This window comes from Pseudoroseicyclus tamaricis (assembly GCF_012070395.1).
GTDB lineage: Bacteria > Pseudomonadota > Alphaproteobacteria > Rhodobacterales > Rhodobacteraceae > Pseudoroseicyclus_A > Pseudoroseicyclus_A tamaricis.
On record NZ_JAAFYS010000001.1, the window covers coordinates 55,005 to 71,111 of the forward strand.

Consider the following 16,107-nt stretch of genomic DNA (forward strand, 5'->3'; position numbering starts at 1 on the left):
TCAGGCCGCGGCGGCGTCACTCTCCGCCGCGGCGATGGAGAGGACGACGTTGCCGACCTTGTGGCCCGCTTCCACGTGGGCATGGGCGGCGGAGGCCTCCGCCAGCGGATAGACACGGTCGATCACCGTCGTCAGCGCGCCGCTCGCCGCCATCGCCGTCATCTCCGCCAGCATGGGGCGCAGCACCTCGTGCTTCTGCAGCCCCGTCGCCTGGAACATCGCCCGGCGGCGGCCGAGGCGGGAGGTGAGGGTGGCGAGCATCAGACCGAGGTCGAGCACCGGGGAGAGGTAGCGCCCGCCGGGGCGCAGCGCCCGGCGCGCACGGCGGAAGGGGACCTTGCCGACGGTGTCGAAGACGATGTCGTAACGGGCGCCCTCCTTCCAGAAATCGGCGGCGTGGTAGTCGATCACCTCGTCGGCGCCGAGGCGACGGACGAGCGCGGCGTTCTTCCCAGAGCAGACGGCGGTGACATGGGCGCCGGCATCCCGGGCGATCTGCACGGCCATGGTGCCGAGGCTGCCGGAGGCGCCATTGATGAGCACCCGCTGGCCAGCTGTCATCTCGCCGAGGCGGTAGAGGAAGTTCCACGACGTCAGCGCCCCGTCGCAGAGCGGCGCCGCCGCCTGAAAGTCGAGCCCCGGGGGCAGGGGCATGACGAGGCCATCCGCGGGGACGGCGACGTATTCGGCATGGGTGGCGAAGCCGAGGGCCGTCTCGCCGAAGACCGCGTCGCCGGGGGCGAAGGCGGTGACGCCGGGGCCGACCTCCACCACCCGGCCGGCGAAGCCGGTGCCGGGAATGGCGGCCCTGGGCCGGCGCAGGCCCAGCATCAGGCGGGCGGCACGGGGGGTGCCGGCGCGCATCATCACGTCCGCCTGCGAGACGGGGGAGGCGACGTTCCGGATCAGGATCTCGCCGGCCTTGGGCGTGGGGCGGGGGGCGTCCGTCAGGGCGAGGACGTCGGGGCCGCCGTAGGCGGTGACCTTGAGGGCTTTCATGGGGGTGTCTCCTGGGAGATTGGGGTGGCGGCGGCCGGGGCGCCCGGCCGCCGGAGGCTTCAGGCGAAGGCCGGGCGGGCGGCCGGGGCGACGGGGCGCGGGCCGCGGATCGCCAGCCAGAGGGCGAAGCCGACCTCGGCGAAGGTGACGATGACGAGGAAGCCGATGCGCACCTGCCCGAGCAGCGCGGCATCCGGGAAGGCGAAGGAATAGAGGCTGTCGAGCAGGTAGCCGAAGCTGCCGACGCTCATCGCGTGGCCGAGGAAGCGCGGCAGCACGCCTGAGCGGGCGACGAGCTGGCCGAGGATCATCAGGTGCAGCCAGAAGAAGAGCTGCCAGATCCACACCCCGGCATGGTGCATGTGCAGGAGGACCTCCGCCGTCGCCGGCGAGCCGCCCGTCTGAGCGATCATCAGCAGCCCCGCCTGGAAGAAGAGCATGGTGGCCATGACGCCCACCATCATCAGCCGGGCGATGGCCGCCGCGCCCGCCAGCACCGGGGAGACATGGCGGAAGAGGACGAAGAGCATCGTCGTCGTGACCACCTCGATCAGCATCACCAGCGCATCGGCGCCGAGGCCGAGGGTGAAGAGCCCGCGGCGGGCGAGGATCGTCTCCAGCGTCGCGCCGATCTGGGGCTGGACGATCTGCGAGGGGACGTAGCCGATTGCGAAGGCGCCGAAGACGGCGATGGAGAGGTAGAGGGCCCCGGTGAGGCGGCCGAAGGCGGGGGAGGCGGGGTGGTTGAAGAGGTCAAGCATTGCGGGCTCCTGTCGTCGGGCAAGGGGAGGCCGGGCCCGGCAATGGCATCCGGGTGGCGGCCCCTTTCGAATGGGGTTGGTCCTTGTGAAAGGCGCCGTGTCGTCCGGCGCTGAGGGAGGTGTACCGCGAGGGGCGCCTCAAGGAAATTGACCTATCCCGTCGGTCTGCTATGCGGATATGCATGGATTGGCGGAACGTCAGCTTCGACTGGACGCGGGTGCGGGCCTTCCTCGTCACGGCCGAGGAGGGCTCCCTCTCCGCCGCCGCGCGGGCGCTGGGCCTCGCGCAGCCGACGCTCGGGCGGCAGGTGGATGCGCTGGAGGAGGAGCTGGGCGTCGTGCTCTTCGAGCGGGTGGGGCGGGGCCTCGCCCTCACCCCCGCCGGCCATGCGCTGATCGACCACGCGAGGGAGATGGGGCAGGCGGCGGCGCGCCTCTCCATGGCGGCCTACGGGCAGAACGAGCGGATGGAGGGGCGCGTCTCCATCTCCGCCAGCGAGGTCTACGCCGGGCTGGTGCTGCCGCCGATCCTCGCCCGGCTGCATGCCGCCGAGCCGAGGATCGAGATCGAGCTGGTGGCGACGATGGACACGTCGGACCTGCTGCGCCGCGAGGCGGACATCGCCATCCGCAACTACCGCCCGACGGAGCCGGACCTCGTCGCCCGCAAGCTGCGAGAGGCGCGGGCGCATCTCTATGGCGGGCGGGGACATCTGGAGCGGATCGGGCCGGTGGACACGCCGCATGATCTGGCGCGGGCGGATTACATCTCGCTGGGGCAGACGGAGATGATCATCGCGGTGCTCAACCGGATGGGGATCGGCGTGGGGCCGGCGAACTTTCCCTATCGGGCGGACAACATGCTGGTGCAGTGGGAGATGGTGAAGCAGGGGCTGGGCCTCGCCATCATCGACGAGCGGATCGGCGATGCGGAGCCGGCGGTGGCGAGGGCCTTCGCGGGGCTGGAGGCGTTTCCCTTCCCGGTCTGGCTGGTGGCGCACCGGGAGATCCACCAGTCGCGGCGGCTGCGGTTCGTCTTCGACTTTCTGGCCGAGGCGCTGCGGTAGGAGGCTGGGCGCCGCAGGTCGGGGCCTGGCGGCCTGCCGAAGCGCGTCAGTCGGTCGGGCGGGGGCGCCGGGACGGTGATGCCGGGCCGGCGGCGGGTCGTCTCGCACGCCCCGCCTCGGCGCCGGTCGATCACGTGGGGCGCCGACGTGAGTGGTGATCTCGCCAGGACCGGGGATGCCCGCCAGCGGCGACAAGGGCCATTGCGGGGCTGGGGGCCTTCCCCGATTGGCAGGTGGAGCACCGGGAGACAGCTGTCGCGTCGTCTTCAACGTCCGCGCGGTGCCCGGCTACCAGAGCCCGCAGATCGCGCCTTCGCGGCCGGCTTCGGCGCGCCAGTCCATCAGGCGCGGGGCGCCGCCGAGGGCGGTGATCTCGCCGCGCTGGGGGCCGATCTCCACCGTGCCGGAGCCGGTGAGCAGGTTCACGTCGCAGGTGCCGCCGGCGGAGAGATCGAGCGTGTCGTACCAGTCATAGGTGATGCCGGCGACGCGGTAATGGCCGTCGCGGTAGGCGATGGTCAGCGCCAGACGCCAGCGCTCGCGGCCGATGGACTCGTTCGCGGAGAGGATGCGCAGGGAGCCGTTTGGCGCCAGCTCCAGCGACGGCAGGGTGCCGGGGGAGGCGCCGGACCACGCGACATCGTAGAAGGTGCGCACGGGGGCGTCGCCCTCGGTGACATCGAGGAGGGCGATATTCTCCTCCGTCAGGCGCAGGGTGAAGGTCTCCGCCACGCCGTCGCCGTCGAGATCGGAGGAGACCTCGCGACCCTCCCGCGGCTCCTGCTGTGCGGCGGCCGCGCCGGCCATCACCATCCAGCCCGCCGCCACTGCCCTTGCCAGCCGCCGGCCAAGCTGCTTCCCTCGCGCCATGGTCACCGCTCTCCTGTCTCATCCCGATTGCTGGCAGCATATCAACCCGCCGGGCCACCCGGAGCAAGTCGCCCGGCTCGATGCCGTCATGGCGGCGCTGGAGGGAATGGAGCTTGCCCGCTCCGACGCCCCCCTCGCCGCAGAGAGCGACATCCTGCGCGTGCACCCCAAGCGCTATCTCGACAGCCTCCGCCGCGCCGAGCCGGAGGAGGGCTGGCGGCGGCTCGATGCCGACACGCAGCTCTCCCCCGGATCGCTCGGGGCCGCTTTCCGCGCCGCCGGCGCCGCGGTGAAGGCGGTGGAGCTGGTGCTGGGCGGCGAGGCGGGCAATGCCTTCGTCGCCACGCGGCCCCCGGGCCACCATGCCGAGCGGGAGACGGCGATGGGGTTCTGCCTGCTCTCCAACGCCGCCATCGCGGCGAAGGCGGCGCTGGATCATCTCGGGCTGACCCGCGTCGCCATCCTCGATTTCGACGTGCACCACGGCAACGGCACGCAGGATTGCGTGGAGGACGACGCGCGGATCTTCTTCGCCTCCTCCCACCAGATGCCGCTCTATCCCGGCACCGGCGACCCTTCCGAGACGGGGGAGCATGACAATGTGCTCAACGTCGCGCTGAGGGACGGCACCAAGGGGAGCGAGATCATCGACATCTGGGCGCGGGACATCCTGCCGAAGGTCCGCGACTTTTCTCCCGAGCTTCTCATCGTCTCCGCCGGCTTCGATGCACATGAGGATGATCCTCTGGCCGGGCTGCGGATGCGGACAGAGGATTACGCCACGCTGACGGGTATGATCCTCGATCTGGCGGACGAGCTCTGCGGCGGCAAGCTGGTCTCCCTGCTCGAAGGGGGATATGACCTCGCCGCGCTGGGCGAGAGCGTGGCGTCCCACGTGGGCCAACTGAAGGAGCGGTCATGAGCGAGACACCGGTGGAGAGCATGAGCTTCGAGGCCGCGCTGGCGGAGCTGGAGCAGGTGGTGACCAAGCTCGACCGCGGCGAGGTGCCGCTGGAGGAGAGCATTGCCCTCTACAACCGCGGCGCGGCGCTCAAGACGCACTGCGAGGCGAAGCTGAAGGACGCCGAGGAGAAGGTGCAGAAGATCACCCTCGCCGGCGGCAAGGCAGCGGGCACCGAAGACTTCAATGCCTGAGGCCACCCTCGCCGCGCATGGCGCGCGGGTGCAGGCACGGCTGACGGCGCTGATCCCGGGCGCGGAGGGAGAGCTCGGCCGGCTGGCCGAGGCGATGGCCTACGCGGTGGACGGCGGCAAGCGGGTGCGCGGGGCGCTGGCCATCGAGACGGCGGCGCTCTGCGGTCTGTCGCAGGAGACGGGGGAGATGGTCGCGGCGGCGGTGGAGGCCTTCCACGCCTATTCGCTCGTCCATGACGACCTGCCGGCGATGGACGATGACGACCTGCGCCGCGGGCGCCCCACCGTTCACAAGGCCTACGGGGAGGACATGGGCATCCTCGTCGGCGACGCGCTTCAGGCGCTGTCCTTCGAGGCGCTGGCCCGCATCGACGATCCCGCGGTGGTGCCCGGAGGGCTCGCCCGCGCCGTTGCCGGGCTGGCGGGCGTCGGCGGGGTGAACGGCATGGTGGGCGGGCAGTGGCTTGACCTTGCCGCCGAGCGCGGGCCCCGGCCGGCGGACCCGATGGCGCATATCACCCAGATCCAGCGGCTGAAGACGGGCGCGCTGATCCGCTACTCCGCTTCCGTCGCCGCGATGCTCTCCGGCCGCGATGCGGCGCCGCTGACGGGTTATGCCGATGCCATCGGCCTCGCCTTCCAGATCCGCGACGACCTGCTGGACGTGGAGGGCAGCCCCGAGGAGGTCGGCAAGGCGACGGGCAAGGATGCCGGCCGGGGCAAGGCCACCTTCGTCGAGCTACTCGGCCCCGAGGCGGCGCGCGCCAAGGCCGAGGCGCTCGTGGAGGAGGCGGTGGAGGCCCTCGCGCCCTTCGGAGAGGAGGCGGATGTGCTGCGCGCCCTCGCACGCTTTATCGTGACCCGTAGAAATTGACCTGATAGACGGCCCGGACGCCCTATATGGCCCATTCATGACCCAGACGCCCCATACGCCCCTGCTCGACCGCGTTCGCACCCCGGCGGACCTCAAGGCCCTCAGCTTGCGCGAGCTCGACCAGCTCGCGGAGGAGCTCAGGGCCGAGACCATCTCCGCCGTCTCCGTCACCGGGGGGCATCTCGGCGCGGGGCTGGGCGTGGTGGAGCTGACGGTGGCGCTGCATGCCGTCTTCGACGCGCCGCGCGACAAGATCATCTGGGATGTCGGGCACCAGGCCTATCCCCACAAGATCCTCACCGGGCGGCGCGACCGCATCCGCACGCTGCGCCAGAAGGGCGGGCTCTCCGGCTTCACCAAGCGCAGCGAGAGCCCCTACGATCCCTTCGGGGCGGCCCACAGCTCCACCTCCATCTCCGCCGCGCTGGGCTTCGCCATGGGGCGGGAGCTGGGGGCGGAGGGCGTGGGCGACGCCATCGCGGTGATCGGCGACGGGGCGATGAGCGCCGGCATGGCCTACGAGGCGATGAACAACGCGGGCCATCTCGGCAAGCGGATGATCGTCATCCTCAACGACAACGAGATGTCCATCGCGCCGCCGGTGGGGGCGATGAGCGCCTACCTCTCCCGCCTCTACGCCGGCGCCCCGTTCCAGGACCTGAAGGCGGCGGCGAAGGGGGCGGTGAGCCTGCTGCCCGGGCCGTTCCGCGAGGGGGCGAAGCGGGCGAAGGACGTGCTCAAGCACATGGCCGTGGGTGGCTCGCTCTTCGAGGAGCTGAACTTCTCCTATGTCGGGCCCATCGACGGGCACGACATGGAGCAGCTGATGGCCGTTCTGCGCACCGTGAAGGCGCGGGCGGACGGGCCGGTGCTGATCCATACGATCACGAAGAAGGGCAAGGGCTACGCCCCGGCGGAGGACGCGGCCGACAAGGGGCACGCGACGTCGAAGTTCGACGTGGTGACCGGCAAGCAGAGCAAGGCCAAGAGCAACGCGCCGAGCTACACGAGCGTGTTCTCGGGCGCGCTGGTGAAGGAGGCGGAGAAGGACGACCGCGTCGTCGCCGTGACGGCCGCGATGCCGGACGGCACGGGGCTGAAGGCCTTCATGGACCGCTTCGCGGACCGCTGCTTCGACGTCGGCATCGCCGAGCAGCACGCGGTGACCTTCTCGGCCGGGCTGGCGGCGGCGGGGATGAAGCCCTTCTGCGCCATCTACTCCACCTTCCTGCAGCGCGGCTACGACCAGGTCGTCCACGACGTCGCCATCCAGCGCCTGCCGGTGCGCTTCGCCATCGACCGGGCGGGGCTGGTCGGGGCGGACGGGGCGACCCACGCGGGCGCCTTCGACGTCGCCTACCTGAGCAACCTGCCGGGGTTCACGGTGATGGCGGCCGCCGACGAGGCGGAGCTGGTGCGCATGGTTGCCACGGCGGCGGCGCATGACGACGGGCCGATCGCCTTCCGCTTCCCGAGGGGAGAGGGCGTGGGCGTCGAGCTGCCCGAGGCGCCGGAGCCGCTGGAGATCGGCAAGGGCCGGGTGATCCGCGAGGGGAGCCGGGTGGCGATCCTCTCCCTCGGCACGAGGCTGGCGGAGGCGGAGAAGGCGGCGGACCTGCTCGCCCGCAAGGGCATCGAGCCGACGCTGGCCGACGCCCGCTTCGCCAAGCCGCTGGACGAGGAGCTGATCCTGAGGCTGGCCCGGGATCACGAGGCGCTGGTGACCGTGGAAGAGGGCGCCGTGGGCGGCTTCGGCAGCCACGTGGCGCAGCTGCTGGCGACGCGCGGCGTCTTCGACAAGGGCCTCGCCTTCCGCCCGATGTGCCTGCCGGACATCTTCATCGACCAGAGCTCGCCGGAGGACATGTACCGCGTCGCCGGGCTCGCCGCCGAGGACATCGCGGCGACGGTGCAGGGCGCGCTGGGCCTGTCGGTGATGGAGCGCCGGGCGTAGGCGAAGGGGAGGTGGGTTGAAGACCCGCCTTACGGTTGGTGCGCCTCGTCGGGTGGGGTTAGGACCCACGTTTCGTCGGTTTCCTTGAGGAGAGACCTCTGCGCAGTTCCCCCCGCGCGGAAACAAGCCGCAGGCGCCGCGCGAGCGCCGGCCCGTCCCGGCGGGCTGGCGCTCTGGGTGGGCTTGGTGCTTCGCGGGGAGCGAGGAGGGGCGTGACAGGCATAAAGCGTGCAGCGGAGCCGTCGGTGCGCCACCCCACGGGCCGGCGTGTGAGGGGGCGGCGGGCCGGGCGAGGTGGGTTGGAAACCCACCCTACGGGGTTCGCTCGGAACGAGGGCTTCGGAGACCCGGCCGCCGCTGCTTCCCCTCGCGCGGAATCAAGCCGCAGGCGCCGCGCGAGCGCCGGCCCGTCCCGGCGGGCTGGCGCTCTGGCTGTCGTACGCGCTGAGCGGGCCGCGGGGAGGGGCGTGGCTGGCATAAAGCACGCCGCTCAGCCGGTGCAGCGCCACCCCACGGGCCGGCGTGAGGCGGGGTCGCCTTTGGCGGATGTCTCCTAGCGGAACGGGCGCGGGCTTGGCGGGCTGCAGCCCGTCCTGCAGCCCGCCCCGCCGACCGCGCCCCTACCGGCGTGCCTCTCCGGCCGCCCGGGCCTCGCTCAGCGTCTGGCCGGGGGAGAGGGCCTCGGGGTCGAGCATCAGCTCTATGATGGCGAAGGTGCCGGAGGCCCCCGCGCGGGAGAAAGCGGCGGGGAAGTCCTCCGTCCGCTCCACCCGCTCGCCGTGGCCGCCGTAGGCTCGCGCGAGCGCCGGGAAGTCGGGGTTGACGAGGTCGGTGCCCGCCACCCGGGAGGGATAGGTCCGCTCCTGGTGGGCGCGGATGGTGCCGTAGCGGCCGTTGTTGGCGACCACGACGATCGGCGTCGCACCGTATTGCGCGGCGGTGGAGAGCTCATTGACCGTCATCTGCAGGCAGCCGTCGCCCGCCATGCAGACGACCGGCCGGTCCGGGTATTCCAGTGAGGCGGTGATGGCCGCCGGCAGCCCGTAGCCCATGGAGCCGGAGGTGGGCGCGAGCTGCGAGCGGAAGCGGCGGTAGCGGAAGTAGCGGTGCAGGAAGGCGGCGTAGTTGCCGGCGCCGTTGGTGACGATGGCCTCCTCGCCCAGATTCTCGGAGAGCCAGGAGACCACCTCCTCCATCTTCACCGCGCCCGGCGTCTGGCGGGGGGAGACCCAAGCCTCGTAATCGGCGCGGAGCGCGCTCGTCCAGCCCGACCAGTCGCGGCCGAGCGGCGCCTGCCGGGCGAGGGCGCGGATGAAGGAGATGGCGTCGGCCGTCACGCTCATGTCCGGGCGCCAGACGAGGCCGGTCTCTTCGGGGCCCGCATGCACATGCAGGATCGATGGGCCGGGGCGCCCCGGCTCCAGCGCCGTGTAACTCTTCGAGGCGTTCTCGCCGAGGCGCGTGCCGAGGAGGAGCACCCGGTCCGCCTCCGCCAGCCGGGCGAAGAGCTTGGGGTTGCCGCCGACGGAGAGGTCGCCGGCATAGCCCGGGTGGCGGTTGTCGAGGTAATCCTGCCGGCGGAAGCTCAGCGCCACGGGCAGCCCTTGGGCGGTGGCGAAGCGGCCGAGATCGGCCGCCGCCTCCTCCGACCAGTGCGGGCCGCCGGCGACGATCAGCGGCCGCTCCGCCCCGGCCAGCCAGCCGAGCGCGTCCTGCGCGGTGCTCTCGAAGGTCGGCGCCAGCTCGATGGGCGGATGCGCGAGGTCGGTGACGTCGGCGGTGCCGGAGAGCACGTCCTCCGGCAGGGCGAGGAGGACCGGGCCGGGGCGGCCGGCGGTGGCGACGTGCCATGCGCGGGCGACGTATTCCGGCAGGCGGGCGGTATCGGTCACCTCGGCGGACCACTTGCACAGGCCCCCGAAGGCGGCGCGGTAGTCGACCTCCTGGAAGGCCTCGCGATCCTTGTGGCCGCGCGGCACCTGCCCGACGAAGAGGATCATCGGCGTGGAATCCTGCCGCGCGACATGGAGGCCGGCGGCGGCGTTGGCGGCACCGGGGCCGCGGGTGACGAAGCAGAGCCCGGGGTTGCCGGTCAGCTTGGCATGGGCCTCCGCCATCATCGCGGCCCCGCCCTCCTGCCGGGCGGTGACGAGCGAGATCGGCGCGTCGTGGAGGGCGTCGAGCACGGCGAGGAAGCTCTCCCCCGGCACGCAGAAGGCGCGCCGCGCGCCGAGACGGACGAGCTGGTCGACGAGGATCTGGCCGCCGTGGCGCATGGGAGAGGCTCCTTGAGGTGCTGGGCGCACCATGAGCGAGGGGCGGAGCGGGAGCAAGGGAGGGGGCCGGGCGACTCGCTTTGGGGGCGGGAGCCATTGGTGGCACCTCCGAGCGTTGCCCCCGCCCGGTGCGCGCCAAAGGCGCAGGGCGAGCGCCTGCCCGTCCCGCGGGCTGGCGCTCTGGTGGGGCTTGGTGCTCCGCCCGGATCGGGGAGGGGTGTGGCTGGCATAAAGTGCGCCGCTCGACCGTCGGAGCGCCACCCCACGGGCAGGCGCTGGCCCTGCGCCGGAGAGGGGTGCGCGGGGTGGAGAGCGGGGAGGTGGGTTGGAAACCCACCCTACGGTGTCGGATCGGCTTGGCCCGGCGGCCTACGGGGTGAACTCGCCGGGAATGTCTGCGTGGCCGTCCAGCACCAGCTCTGCCATGCGCTCGCCGACCAGCGGGGCGAGGCCGAGGCCGATCTTGTAGCCGCCGTTGGCGATGTAGCCGTCCTGCCACCGGCCAAGAAGCAGGCGCTGGCGGGCGCGGGGGCGGAGGCCGGCCCAGCGGGTGAGGACGGGGGCCGATCCCAGCTCGGGGATCAGCGACGCGGCCTTGGCGAGGACCTTGTCGAGGCGGTGGTCCGTCCCGAGACCCTCCGCCTCCGGCTCCGTCGTCGAGCCGATGGCCACGGTGCCGTCGGCGTGGGGGACGATGTGGAGGCCGGGGGCGGAGATCTGCGGGGCGGTGCGGCGGTCGAGGCGGAGGAGCAAGGCCTGGCCCTTCACGCCGCCGCCGAGGCCGGCCTCGGACAGGCCGGCGGCGCCTGTGGCCCAGATCACCGGGCCCTCCGACGCCCCCTCCCGCAGCACCTCGCCGCCCAGTGCCGTCACCGCGGCCGCGAGGGCGGCGCAGGCGGCGGAGGGGGAGAGGCGGGCGGAGGCGGTGTCGTGGATCAGCCAGCCGGAGGGGGAGGCGGGGGCGAAGGGGCCGGCGTCGGAGGCCGGGATGACGCGCCATGTCGCCGCCGCGCCCCAGTGATCCGCAGCGCCGGCCTGCCGCTCGCGGGCGCGGGCGACGGCAGGCTCGTCGCGCAGGGGCTGGAGGCGGCCGAGGCGGGCGTAGCCGGGGGAGAGGCCGCCGGCCTCCTCGACGGCGCGCCACCAGTCCTCCGCCTTCAGCAGGGCTTCCCACTGGAAGGCCTTGAGCGCGTCCCACCCCTCCGGCGCGTGGGGGGCGAGGGCACCGACGACGCCGCCGGAGGCGCCGGCGCCGGGCCCGCCGGGGTCGATCACCCGCACGCGGGCGCCGCGGCGGGCGGCGGCGAAGGCGATGGAGAGGCCGAAGGCGCCGGCGCCCATGATGGTGAGGTCAGCCATGGGCGCCTCGGCAAGTCGAGATGCGCGCGCTCATCCTCAGGGACGGGCGAGTGCGACGTTCAGCGCCCTCGCAGAGGCGCGCCGGCGGGAGGGGCAGGCCCGCTCGCCCCGCTCTCAGGTCACGCATGGACAATTCCGGCCCTCCCCCGCATGGTCCCGCCGTTCTAGGGCAGGGTGCGATGCAGGAAAAGCGGGCTGAGGTGGCGTGGAAGGAGGGGGTGCCCGTCGCCACCCGCTTCGATGACCCGTATTTCTCCCTCGCCGACGGCGCGGCGGAGACGGCGCATGTCTTCCTCGCCGGCAATGGCTTGCCCGGGCGCTTCCGGGACGGGTTCTCCATCGCCGAGCTGGGGTTCGGGACGGGGCTGAACTTCCTCGTCACGCTTGCTGCATGGAAGGCCAGCGGCACGGCGGGCGATTTCGCCTATGCCTCCTTCGAGGCCTTCCCGATGGCGGCGGAGGATCTGGCCACCGCCCATGCCGCCTTCCCGGCGCTGGAGGAGGAGGCGGAGGCCCTGCGCGCGGCGATGGAAGCCGGCCCGCCGCCCTGGCATATCGGGCCGGCCTTCCTGACGCTGATCGAGGGGGATGCGCGCGAGACGCTGGCGCGCTGGGGCGGGCGGGCCGATGCGTGGTTCCTCGACGGCTTCGCGCCGGCGAAGAACCCCGAGCTCTGGGAGCCGCCGCTCCTTGCCGAGGTCGCCCGGCACACCGCGCCCGGCGGCAGCTTCGCCACCTATACCGCCGCCGGCCATGTGCGCCGGGCGCTGGCGGAGGCGGGCTTCACGGTGGAGCGGCGCACCGGCTACGGGGCCAAGCGCCACATGACGGCGGGAGTGCTCTGATGCAGGCGGATGCGCGCAAGGGCATCGCGCTGATGATGCTGACGACGATTATCTTCGCCTGCCAGGACGGCATCTCCCGCCATCTGGCGGAGGAGTACAACGTCTTCATGGTGGTGATGATCCGTTACTGGTTCTTTGCCGCCTTCGTCATCTCCATCGCGCGGGCCCAGTCCGGCTCCATCCGCAAGGCGGCGACGACCAGCCAGCCGGCCGTGCAGATCTTCCGCTCGCTGCTGCTGGCGACGGAGATCTTCGTCATGGTCGCCGGTTTCGTGGCGCTGGGGCTGGTGGAGGCGCATGCCATCTTCGCCGCCTACCCGCTGATCGTCGCCGCGCTCTCCGGCCCCGTCCTTGGCGAGACGGTGGGCTGGCGGCGCTGGGTGGCCATCGGGGTGGGCTTCGTCGGAGTGCTGGTGATCCTCGAGCCGGGGTTCGGCGTCTTCTCCCCCGCCGCCATCCTGCCGCTGATCGCGGCGGTGATGTTCGCGCTCTACTCGCTGCTCAACCGCTATGTCGCCCGGCGCGACAGCGCGGCGACGTCCTTCTTCTGGACGGGCGTGACCGGCGCGGTGCTGGCCACCGCCGTGGGCGCGTGGTTCTGGGAGCCGATGACGGGCGGGGACTGGGCGTGGATGGCGGTGCTCTGCGTCTCCGGCGCGGCGGGGCACTGGACGCTGATCCGCACCTACGAGGTGGCGGAGGCGAGCATGGTGCAGCCCTTCGCCTATTTCCAGCTCGTCTGGGGCAGCGCCATCGGGCTCTTCGTCTTCGGAGAGACGCTGGAGCTGCACGTGGCGGTGGGCGCGGCCATCGTCGTCTCCGCCGGGGTGTTCACGCTGATCCGGGCGCGCAAGGCGCGGCGCCGGGGCTGACGGAATTCGCGCGAATTCCGTGCACGATGTCCGCGCGGACATCGTGGGCTTTGGGCGCTACCACATGGTCTTGGCGGCGCGGCCCGGCCAGTCGGCATCGTAGGCGGCGCCGTCGAAATCGGCCTTCACGCCCGAGAGCATCTCCCCCACCGTCGGCAGGCCGGCGCTCTCGTCCCCCGCCGTCCAGAGACGGGAGCGCAGGAGCGCGCGGGCGCATTGGGAATAGACCTCGGCGATGGTGATCACCGTGACCGTGCGGGGCAGGGTGCCCGCCCGGTCGAAGCGGGCGAGCATGGCGGGATCGTCCGTCAGCACGGCGCGGCCGTTGACGCGGATGACGTTGTTCGAGCCGGGGACGAGGAACATCAGCGAGACGCGCCCGTCGCGGACGATGTTGCGCAGCGAATCCATGCGGTTGTTGCCGCGCCAGTCCGGCAGGGCGAGGGTGCGGGCGTCCAGCACCTGCACCACGGGGCCGTCGTCGCCGCGGGGGCTGGCATCCGTGCCCTCCGGCCCGACGGTGGAGAGGATGGTGAAGCGCGAGGCGGCGATCCAGCGGCGGTACTCCTCCGTCAGGTGATCCGTCACCTTGAGGAGGGCGGCCTCGCCGGGGCGGCCGTAGAGCGCCTCCAGCGCCGGGATGCTGTCGATCACTTGCATTCAGGCCTCCCGTTTCGGCAGCGAGGGGGCGGAGAAGCCGCCTTCGAGCAGCAGCCTGTCGGAGGCTGTCTCGATCTCCGCCTCCAGCCGGGCCATCAGGGCCTGGTTGGAGAGGCCGGGGGGGATGGCGGGGAGGAACTCCACCACCGCGAGGCCGGGCATCCGCATGAGGCCGCTCTTCGACCAGAAGAGGCCGACATTGGTCGCCGCCGGGATGCAGGGCTGCTTCAGCTCCTGGTAGAGCGCCGCGGCGCCGACCTTGAAGGGGGCCTTCACCCCCGGAGCGATGCGGGTGCCCTGCGGGTAGATGACCACCTGCCCGGGCAGCGACTTGCCGGCGCGCACGTCGGCCACCATGGAGCGGATCGCCTCCGCCCGCTTGCCGCGGTTGACGGGTATGCAGCCGGCGCGCCAGGCGTAGAGGCCGATGATCGGCGCCCAGAGCAGCTCCCGCTTCATGATGAACTTGCCGCGCGGGACGACGGAATAGATCATGATGATGTCGAGGAAGCTCTGGTGCTTGGCGGCGATCAGCACCTCGCCCTTCGGGATCTCGCCCCGCACCTCCGTCCGCAGGCCGACGATCACCTTCAGCAGCCACCGCGCCGTCCACGCCCATGACTTGGCCGCGGCGCTGGCGCCGAGCGGCGAGACGAGGGCGTAGGGCAGGAAGACGATCGCGTAGAGCGCCATCAGGGGATAGGCGACGATGATGAAGACGAGGGACTTCACCCCCTGCCAGCGCAGGCGCCACGTGCTCATGATTCTGCCCTCAGCCGGCTGAGCGCCGCCGCCCGCGTCGCCCAGAAGGCGGCGATGGCGGCGACGACGGGGATGGCGAGGGGCAGCAGCCACGACTGGCCGGCGAAGCCGAGGCCGGTGAGGAAGCCGCCCGCGACGTCGGAGCGGGGCAGGATGAACAGCGCCGCGACGCCCGCCGCCGTGCCGCCGGCAGCGCCGATCAGCGCCCGCAGGGTGAAGCGGCGGACAAAGGCGCGGGCGATGTAGACATCGCGCGCCCCGACGAGGCGCAGGACACGGATGATCTGGGCATTGGCGGCGAGCGAGGACTGGACGGCCAGCGTCACCATCGCCACCAGCGCCGCGCCGATCAGGATGGCGGAGACGAAGGCCAGCAGGCGCAGGCGAGAGGCGGCGGCGACGAGCGGCTCACGCCAGCGGGCATGATCGTCGAGCACGGCGCCCGGCACCTCGGCGATGAGCCGGGCGCGCAGGCCGGCGGCATCGTAGCCTTCGCCCTCTTCCACGATCTCGATCAGCTGGGGGACGGGGAGCGCCGCGAGCGGCAGGTCGGACCCGAACCAGGGGGCGAGGAGGGCCTCCTCCTCCTCGTCGGTGAGGGCATGGGCGGCGGCGATGCCGGGCGTCTGCTCCAGCACGCGGATGGCGGCGGCGGTCTGCGCGGCCATCTCCTCCGCCGGGGCGGAGATGCGCAAGGTGGATGTGCGCGCCAGCTCCTCCGACCAGCGGTCGGCGAGCCGGCCGGTGGCGGCGGAGAAGGCGAGCACGAAGACGGCGAGGAAGGCCATGGCGGCGGCGGCGCCCAGCGTCAGCCAGGCGGTGAAGCCGGAGGGCGGGACAGAGCGGTCGGCGCCGGGATCGCCGGCGATGAGGGTGAGGGCGCGGGGCAGGCGGGCCATCTAGAGCTCCGCCCCGGCCATCTGCAGCTTGCGGCCGGTCAGGCGCAGCACGCGGGCGGAGACCTGTGCCTTGGCGGCGCGGATCAGCTCCAGATCATGGGTGGCGATGAGGACGGCCTTGCCCATGCGGTTGAGCTCCACCAGCAGGCGGAGCAGGCGCTGCGACATCTCCCAGTCGATGTTGCCCGTCGGCTCGTCGGCGAGGATCACGTCGGGCGAGGTGATGACCGCCCGCGCCAGCGCCGCGCGTTGCCGCTCGCCGCCGGAGAGCTCCGGCGGGCGCTGGCCGGCCTGCTTCGTCAGGCCGACCCAGGCGAGGAGATCCTTGAGGTTCCCCTCCGCCTCGTCGCCGCGGCCGGCGACGGTGAGCGGCAGGGCGATGTTCTCGGCCAGCGGCAGGTGATCGAGGAACTGGCAATCCTGGTGCACCACGCCGATGCGCCGCCGGGTCATCGCCAGCTGATCGCGGGAGAGGCCGCGGCGCGGCTCGCCGAAGAGCGTCACCTCGCCGGAGGTCGCCGTGAGCTCGCCGTAGCACAGCTTGAGGAGGGTCGTCTTTCCAGCGCCGGAGGGCCCGGTGAGGAAGTGGAAGGAGCCGGGCGCAAGTGTCAGCCCGAGACCCGAGAAGAGCTCGGCCCCGCCGTAGGTATAGGCCACGTCCTTCAGCTCGATCACACCGGTCCCCCGCCTGACGCCGCTTAATGCCGAATATCGGCAACAGGATCAATCGCACGTGCCCCGCCTTCTTGGCGCG

16 protein-coding genes are annotated in these 16,107 nt (G+C 72.3%); 7 read left to right on the forward strand and 9 right to left on the reverse strand.

The features are described from left to right. Together GY170_RS00230 and GY170_RS00235 are read right to left on the reverse strand one after the other, a co-directional pair. A complete protein-coding gene (locus tag GY170_RS00230; protein WP_163888842.1) occupies positions 1-999 on the reverse strand; it encodes an NAD(P)-dependent alcohol dehydrogenase in 999 nt (332 codons plus the stop codon). Positions 1,000-1,058: 59 nt separating this feature from the next. Then, a complete protein-coding gene (locus GY170_RS00235) occupies positions 1,059-1,760 on the reverse strand; it encodes a DUF4386 domain-containing protein (protein WP_163888844.1) in 702 nt (233 codons plus the stop codon). Between the two features lie 182 nt (positions 1,761-1,942). Between GY170_RS00235 and GY170_RS00240 the strand changes: the two genes are divergently transcribed. Next, the gene (locus tag GY170_RS00240; RefSeq protein WP_235923978.1) at positions 1,943-2,827 is read left to right on the forward strand and encodes a LysR family transcriptional regulator; all 885 of its coding nucleotides are present in this window, start codon (positions 1,943-1,945) and stop codon (positions 2,825-2,827) included. Between the two features lie 288 nt (positions 2,828-3,115). Here GY170_RS00240 and GY170_RS00245 read toward each other — a convergent pair whose 3' ends face one another. Next, positions 3,116-3,697, reverse strand: a complete 582-nt coding sequence (locus GY170_RS00245) for a hypothetical protein (protein WP_163888848.1) — start codon at positions 3,695-3,697, stop codon at positions 3,116-3,118. On the opposite strand from GY170_RS00245, the gene GY170_RS00250 reads away from it, so the two are divergent. The 4 genes from GY170_RS00250 to dxs are packed head-to-tail and all read left to right on the forward strand — an operon-like array spanning position 3,696 to position 7,680. Further along, a complete protein-coding gene (locus GY170_RS00250) occupies positions 3,696-4,619 on the forward strand; it encodes a histone deacetylase family protein (RefSeq protein WP_163888850.1) in 924 nt (307 codons plus the stop codon). The two genes, GY170_RS00245 and GY170_RS00250, sit on opposite strands and share 2 nt — an antisense overlap. Further along, a complete protein-coding gene (locus tag GY170_RS00255) occupies positions 4,616-4,852 on the forward strand; it encodes an exodeoxyribonuclease VII small subunit (protein ID WP_163888852.1) in 237 nt (78 codons plus the stop codon). The genes GY170_RS00250 and GY170_RS00255 overlap by 4 nt, the downstream gene beginning before the upstream one ends. Continuing rightward, positions 4,845-5,726 carry a polyprenyl synthetase family protein gene (locus tag GY170_RS00260; protein ID WP_163888853.1) on the forward strand — a complete coding sequence of 294 codons (882 nt, stop codon included), beginning with the start codon at positions 4,845-4,847 and terminating at the stop codon, positions 5,724-5,726. Before GY170_RS00255 ends, GY170_RS00260 begins: the two co-directional genes overlap by 8 nt. Positions 5,727-5,763: 37 nt before the next feature. Next, complete coding sequence (gene dxs / locus GY170_RS00265; RefSeq protein ID WP_163888855.1) at positions 5,764-7,680, forward strand: 1-deoxy-D-xylulose-5-phosphate synthase; 1,917 nt, start codon at positions 5,764-5,766, stop codon at positions 7,678-7,680. Positions 7,681-8,300: 620 nt separating this feature from the next. On the opposite strand, the gene GY170_RS00270 is transcribed toward dxs, so the two are convergent. Continuing rightward, positions 8,301-9,956 carry a thiamine pyrophosphate-binding protein gene (locus GY170_RS00270; RefSeq protein WP_163888857.1) on the reverse strand — a complete coding sequence of 552 codons (1,656 nt, stop codon included), beginning with the start codon at positions 9,954-9,956 and terminating at the stop codon, positions 8,301-8,303. A 369-nt stretch (positions 9,957-10,325) separates the two neighbouring features. Further along, positions 10,326-11,315, reverse strand: coding sequence for an FAD-dependent oxidoreductase (locus tag GY170_RS00275; protein ID WP_163888859.1), 990 nt, complete (start codon positions 11,313-11,315; stop codon positions 10,326-10,328). A gap of 179 nt (positions 11,316-11,494) precedes the next feature. Here GY170_RS00275 and mnmC2 point away from each other — a divergent pair, with 179 nt between their 5' ends. Both mnmC2 and GY170_RS00285 read left to right on the forward strand, forming a co-directional pair. Continuing rightward, positions 11,495-12,160, forward strand: a complete 666-nt coding sequence (mnmC2, locus tag GY170_RS00280) for a tRNA (5-methylaminomethyl-2-thiouridine)(34)-methyltransferase MnmC2 (RefSeq protein WP_163888861.1) — start codon at positions 11,495-11,497, stop codon at positions 12,158-12,160. Then, a complete protein-coding gene (locus tag GY170_RS00285; protein WP_203531123.1) occupies positions 12,160-13,032 on the forward strand; it encodes a DMT family transporter in 873 nt (290 codons plus the stop codon). The genes mnmC2 and GY170_RS00285 overlap by 1 nt, the downstream gene beginning before the upstream one ends. Before the next feature lie 57 nt (positions 13,033-13,089). Here GY170_RS00285 and GY170_RS00290 read toward each other — a convergent pair whose 3' ends face one another. From GY170_RS00290 to GY170_RS00305, 4 genes are read right to left on the reverse strand one after another with little or no spacing between them, the layout of a single operon-like run. Then, entirely contained in the window at positions 13,090-13,692 is a 603-nt protein-coding gene (locus GY170_RS00290; protein ID WP_163888863.1) for a pyridoxamine 5'-phosphate oxidase family protein, read from the reverse strand. Then, complete coding sequence (locus tag GY170_RS00295) at positions 13,693-14,454, reverse strand: lysophospholipid acyltransferase family protein (RefSeq protein ID WP_163888865.1); 762 nt, start codon at positions 14,452-14,454, stop codon at positions 13,693-13,695. Then, positions 14,451-15,353, reverse strand: a complete 903-nt coding sequence (locus GY170_RS00300) for a cell division protein FtsX (protein ID WP_163888866.1) — start codon at positions 15,351-15,353, stop codon at positions 14,451-14,453. Before GY170_RS00300 ends, GY170_RS00295 begins: the two co-directional genes overlap by 4 nt. Continuing rightward, complete coding sequence (locus tag GY170_RS00305) at positions 15,354-16,028, reverse strand: cell division ATP-binding protein FtsE (protein WP_163888868.1); 675 nt, start codon at positions 16,026-16,028, stop codon at positions 15,354-15,356. Positions 16,029-16,107: the final 79 nt, after the last annotated feature.